The organism is Lyngbya sp. CCY1209 (assembly GCF_055795065.1).
In genome coordinates this window covers 1-4,132 of record NZ_JAYFER010000195.1, presented here as the reverse complement: position 1 = coordinate 4,132, position 4,132 = coordinate 1, and the positions used below count along the sequence as shown (strand labels likewise).

General features: G+C 57.5%; 6 protein-coding genes. 4 read left to right on the top strand and 2 right to left on the bottom strand.

Going from position 1 to position 4,132, the window contains the following annotated elements:
• Positions 1 to 235 precede the first annotated feature (235 nt).
• The 4 genes from psbH (at position 236) to AC0QHF_RS03400 (ending at position 1,860) form a co-directional block, all read left to right on the top strand.
• On the top strand, positions 236 to 439 hold the full coding sequence (gene psbH / locus AC0QHF_RS03415) for a photosystem II reaction center phosphoprotein PsbH (RefSeq protein ID WP_324702782.1): 204 nt from the start codon (positions 236 to 238) through the stop codon (positions 437 to 439).
• Between the two features lie 93 nt (positions 440 to 532).
• On the top strand, positions 533 to 778 hold the full coding sequence (locus AC0QHF_RS03410; protein WP_324702781.1) for a TatA/E family twin arginine-targeting protein translocase: 246 nt from the start codon (positions 533 to 535) through the stop codon (positions 776 to 778).
• Between the two features lie 91 nt (positions 779 to 869).
• A complete protein-coding gene (pth, locus tag AC0QHF_RS03405; protein WP_324702780.1) occupies positions 870 to 1,469 on the top strand; it encodes an aminoacyl-tRNA hydrolase in 600 nt (199 codons plus the stop codon).
• Between the two features lie 118 nt (positions 1,470 to 1,587).
• Positions 1,588 to 1,860, top strand: coding sequence for a DUF3146 family protein (locus AC0QHF_RS03400; protein ID WP_324702779.1), 273 nt, complete (start codon positions 1,588 to 1,590; stop codon positions 1,858 to 1,860).
• A 243-nt stretch (positions 1,861 to 2,103) separates the two neighbouring features.
• Here the strand turns inward: AC0QHF_RS03400 and AC0QHF_RS03395 are convergent, their stop codons facing one another.
• Both AC0QHF_RS03395 and AC0QHF_RS03390 read right to left on the bottom strand, forming a co-directional pair.
• On the bottom strand, positions 2,104 to 2,514 hold the full coding sequence (locus tag AC0QHF_RS03395; protein WP_324702783.1) for a RuvC family protein: 411 nt from the start codon (positions 2,512 to 2,514) through the stop codon (positions 2,104 to 2,106).
• Positions 2,511 to 3,986: a DUF3084 domain-containing protein gene (locus AC0QHF_RS03390; RefSeq protein ID WP_324702778.1), complete on the bottom strand. Its 1,476-nt coding sequence runs from the start codon at positions 3,984 to 3,986 to the stop codon at positions 2,511 to 2,513. Before AC0QHF_RS03390 ends, AC0QHF_RS03395 begins: the two co-directional genes overlap by 4 nt.
• Positions 3,987 to 4,132: the final 146 nt, after the last annotated feature.

The window sequence follows — 4,132 nt, the reverse complement described above, 5'->3', positions numbered from 1 at the left end:
GAACATACAGACAGTTATAAGGTTGGTCAGGGGTGCGCCCCTTATATTCATCCGAGGGGATGAAAACCTTACCGGGAAGTTATTTCAGGCATTTCAGCCCGATTTCGTTCCCGAACGAATCGCACTGCCCCTATCAGATTACCAAAAAATTGGGTCGAAAGCCCCGTTCTTTGAGGCCGACTTTGTGATAAACTCCAAAAAAAAGCGGTCAAGCGCATTCGATTAAAGGAGACCTATGGCACAAAGGACTTGGCTGGGCGATCGACTCAGACCCCTCAATTCCGAATACGGTAAAGTAGCCCCCGGCTGGGGAACCACCCCCCTGATGGCCGTTTTTATGGGGTTATTCTTCGTCTTTCTGCTGATCATCCTGCAGATCTACAACTCCTCGCTGATTCTGGAAAACGTGAGCGTGGACTGGGCTAACCTGACCCGCTAGGTGAGGGCGATGGGAGAGGCGGGGATTTGGATCTCCGCTCCCCCCGATGATTTGACGGGTGTCGAGGGCGATCGCACTATTGTTGGAGAGATCATGAATATTTTTGGCATCGGTTTACCGGAGATGGCCGTCATCCTGGTCGTCGCGCTTTTGATTTTCGGGCCGAAAAAGCTGCCCGAGATCGGCCGCAGTTTGGGAGAGGCAATTCGCAAGTTCCAAGATGCCTCCCAGGAATTTAAAAATGAATTTAATCGCGAAGCGGAACAACTCGAACAGGCGACGCGATCGCACCCCCCCAAGTCGGAGACGAACACCCGCAACGACCGGATGGCGGGTTAGGGACCGATCCCGCTCCGGGATTTGATCCGGTTTTCAGGGGAATTTCAACTTCCCCTGTTTTTTTGACCGATAATTTGACAAGACTTCCAAAATGGCTGCGATCCCCCAACTGATCGTGGGGTTGGGCAATCCCGGCTCCAAATACGAGCGCACGCGCCACAATATCGGATTCGACGCCCTGGATTTCCTGGCGCGGCGGTGGCAAATCCCGATGTCCGAAAACCGCCGCTTTCACGGCAGCTTCGGGACGGGCCGGGTGCGATCGTCCCCCGACCCCCTCTATTTCCTCAAGCCCGCGACCTACATGAACCGCTCCGGACAGGCGATCCGGGCCGTGGTGGACTGGTACAAACTCCCCCCCGAGTCCGTCTTCGTCATCTACGACGAGATGGATCTGCCCGTGGGCCGGCTGCGGATGCGCCTCTCCGGTTCGGCGGGGGGCCACAACGGCATGAAATCGGCGATCGCCCACCTGGGAACCCAAGAATTTCCCCGCCTGCGTTTGGGTATCGGCAAACCCGAAACGGCGGCGGACCGGGAAACGATTTCCCACGTCCTGGGCAAATTTTCCCCCGCCGAGCGCCCGGTGATGGACGAAGTGCTGCAACTGGTGGGAGAGGCGGTGGAATTGGCTTTGGAAGATGGGGTGGAAAAAGCGATGAGCCTCTACAATAATCGAAGTGTTTCTTGAGATCCCGCCTCGATATCGCCCGATACCCGAGGGTGGGATTTGTATCAAAGCTGACAGCCGAAAGCTGACAGCCGAGTGCTATTTTTGCCCTGCGATCGCATCAATCCAGGAGGTGCTTGTGACCCGTGCCGGAGGTCGTCTCCCCGAAACGACTGCCTATGTCCGAATCACCCGCCAGTCCTGGCAGGCCGGCATTCTGGAAGGGGATGTCAGCGCCGGGGACTATGCTTGGCAATTTCAGTGGCGATTCCGACAAAATAAAACCCTGATCGTCCGTCCCTCCCAGGGCCGCGCTTTAATTCAAGAACCCCTGGGGCGTTTCCTGGAAACTTGGGATTACCGACTCGAACCGGGGGGAGATTATTCGTTTACCATCCGCGCCCAGTTTTGATGGGGGGTCGGCGCGGTGAAAAGTGAAAAGTGAAAAGTGATATCAAGTCCGTTTGAATACTTACACAATCGTTCAAGAAAAGGCAATCGGCAAGAGGCAATCGGCAAAAGTTTGAAGCGGCTTCAGAAGATGGCACCCAGGAATCATAGCTGTTTGAGCGGACATGATCTGAAAAGTGAAAAGTTTTCCGGTTCTCGGTTTCCCGAGTGGAATCGGGAATTATCGATCGCGCTTCCGGTTTCTCTACTCCCGCGCTTTTTCCAGATTCCCGAGATACCGTTCCACCAGGACGATCGCCACGATATCATCGATCGCCCTCGGGGGGACGCGCATCCCCCGGGGGATGAGGTGAGACAGGCCCCGGGGGGGATACAGTTCCCAGTAGCGATCGCGGGCCTCCAGGGAACTGTAGCGCTCGTCAACCCAGACGATTTCCACCCCCGGGGGAAGAACCGCGGCGATTTTCGGTTTCCAGTCCCGGGAGGTGGTCTGATTGCCCATCACCACCAGATGAATCGGAAATTGGCGGCAGAGGGACTCTACGGTGGCGACGACCTCCGCCGCGGCCGCCACCCGGTGGTCTCGAACTCGGCCGTCGTCCCCCACCACCGCGACGCCGCACTTGTCCCGCCCCGGATCGAAGCCCAAAATCATCGCGGCCACACCTCCGCCCAATTGATATCGTCGAGTTCCCGATTCGCGTCCCGGGTGCTGAACACCACCTCGCCGTTGTGGCGGGCCAGCAAATCCACCTGCAGGGGGCCGATGGTGTAGGTGTCCCGGGATGCCACCGCCTGCAGTTCCACGGTTCGGTCATAGGTTTCCAACCGTTGGATGAAGGCGATCAGGGTTTCCATGCTGTCGTCCCCGACACGGATCGGGCCGTCGAGAACCCCCACGAAGCGGGCGCGAAAGCCGGAGGCATCCAGAAGTTGCTGGAGGTGCTGCTGGAGTTGTCCGGGGTCGAGGGTAGCCGGATTGACGGAGGTCCCCGCCACGATTTCCCCGTCGGTAAAGAGCAGTCGGTTGGGTTCGGCTTTGGTGTAGACCGCCACCCGCTTTTCCCCCACCAAATAATTGGCTGCCGCGATAATTTGGACGACGTGATCCCGGCCGTCGTCGATCTCGGCGATCAGTTCTTCCACTTCCGCTTTTGTAATTTGAATGACGCGATCGCCGCTGGCATTTTCATTGCCCAACTGCACGAAGTTGAGGGCGTTGCGGTTCGCCTCTTGCAGCAACTGATTCACCGCCTGCTCGGAGGTAGCCGGGTCGATGATCCGCACCAAACCGCTGGCGAGAATTTGACCGCGCTTGAGGGCGACACTCCCTTCCCGCAACAGTTGAAAATCTTCCCGCAACAGTTGAAAATCCTGCTCGGCCTCCGCTTTTTGTCGCTCCAACTTCTCCTGCTGGACTTCGAGATCGGCGAGGCGGGTTTCCCCCTCGGCAATCACCCGATCTTGCCGTTCGATTTCGCGATCGCGCTCCTCGATCTGAGCTTCCACGGTTTCCCGCTGTTCGATCAATTTCTCCCGTTCGGCTTGCAACTGTCCGATTTCCGTTTGAAGCTGCTTTTTTTGGGTCGAAACCCGGCTCAGTTGGGTTTCGATCGCCTCGAATTCGGCTTCGAGATCGGTTTTCGCCCGCTTCATCTGCTCGAGTTGCTCCTGAAGTTCCCCTAACTGTTCCTCGGTATTTTGGAGCCGACTCTGGGCCTGTTGGAGTTGGGCTTCGCGATCGCCGACCTGAACCTGGGTATCTTGTAAAGAGGCGTTGATCTCGTTGAGGCGGTTGACCGCCGCGAGCAGTTCGGCCTCGGCCTTCGTCAACTGCGTTTCCACCCGCTCCTTTTCGTCCTCGGTGCGGGTGAGATCCTTGCGGGCCTGGTTGAGCCGGTCTTGAATTTGGTCGATGGTGAACACCCCCCGGCGCAGGGGTTTGCTGGTGGCGAACAAAATAGCCAGGGTCAGTGCGGACAGGAGGGTGCCGGTGAAAACCGTCACCACGGCGGCCGTTTTCCGAGGCCGCATTTTAAACAGACTCAGGCGAGCTTTGCCGACCTTGGTCCCGAGGCGATCGCTGACGGTGGCGATCACCCCCCCCAAAGCCAGAATTGCAATCACAAAGATGAACCCAGCGGTCATATCAATTTCGGTGCTAGAGATCCGGATTCGCAGTCAACCCGTGTCGTTATTAGGGGTCGAGAGAGAAGTCACCTTCTCCCCCTCCCATTCAAAACCGTGCATGAGACTTTCACCTCACACGGCTC

Bases quoted from the DNA above. Each gene is read 5' to 3' on its own strand.
- psbH (WP_324702782.1), top strand. From the start codon at position 236: ATGGCACAAAGGACTTGGCTGGGCGATCGACTCAGACCCCTCAATTCC.
- AC0QHF_RS03410 (WP_324702781.1), top strand. From the start codon at position 533: ATGAATATTTTTGGCATCGGTTTACCGGAGATGGCCGTCATCCTGGTC.
- pth (WP_324702780.1), top strand. From the start codon at position 870: ATGGCTGCGATCCCCCAACTGATCGTGGGGTTGGGCAATCCCGGCTCC.
- AC0QHF_RS03395 (WP_324702783.1), bottom strand. From the start codon at position 2,514: ATGATTTTGGGCTTCGATCCGGGGCGGGACAAGTGCGGCGTCGCGGTG.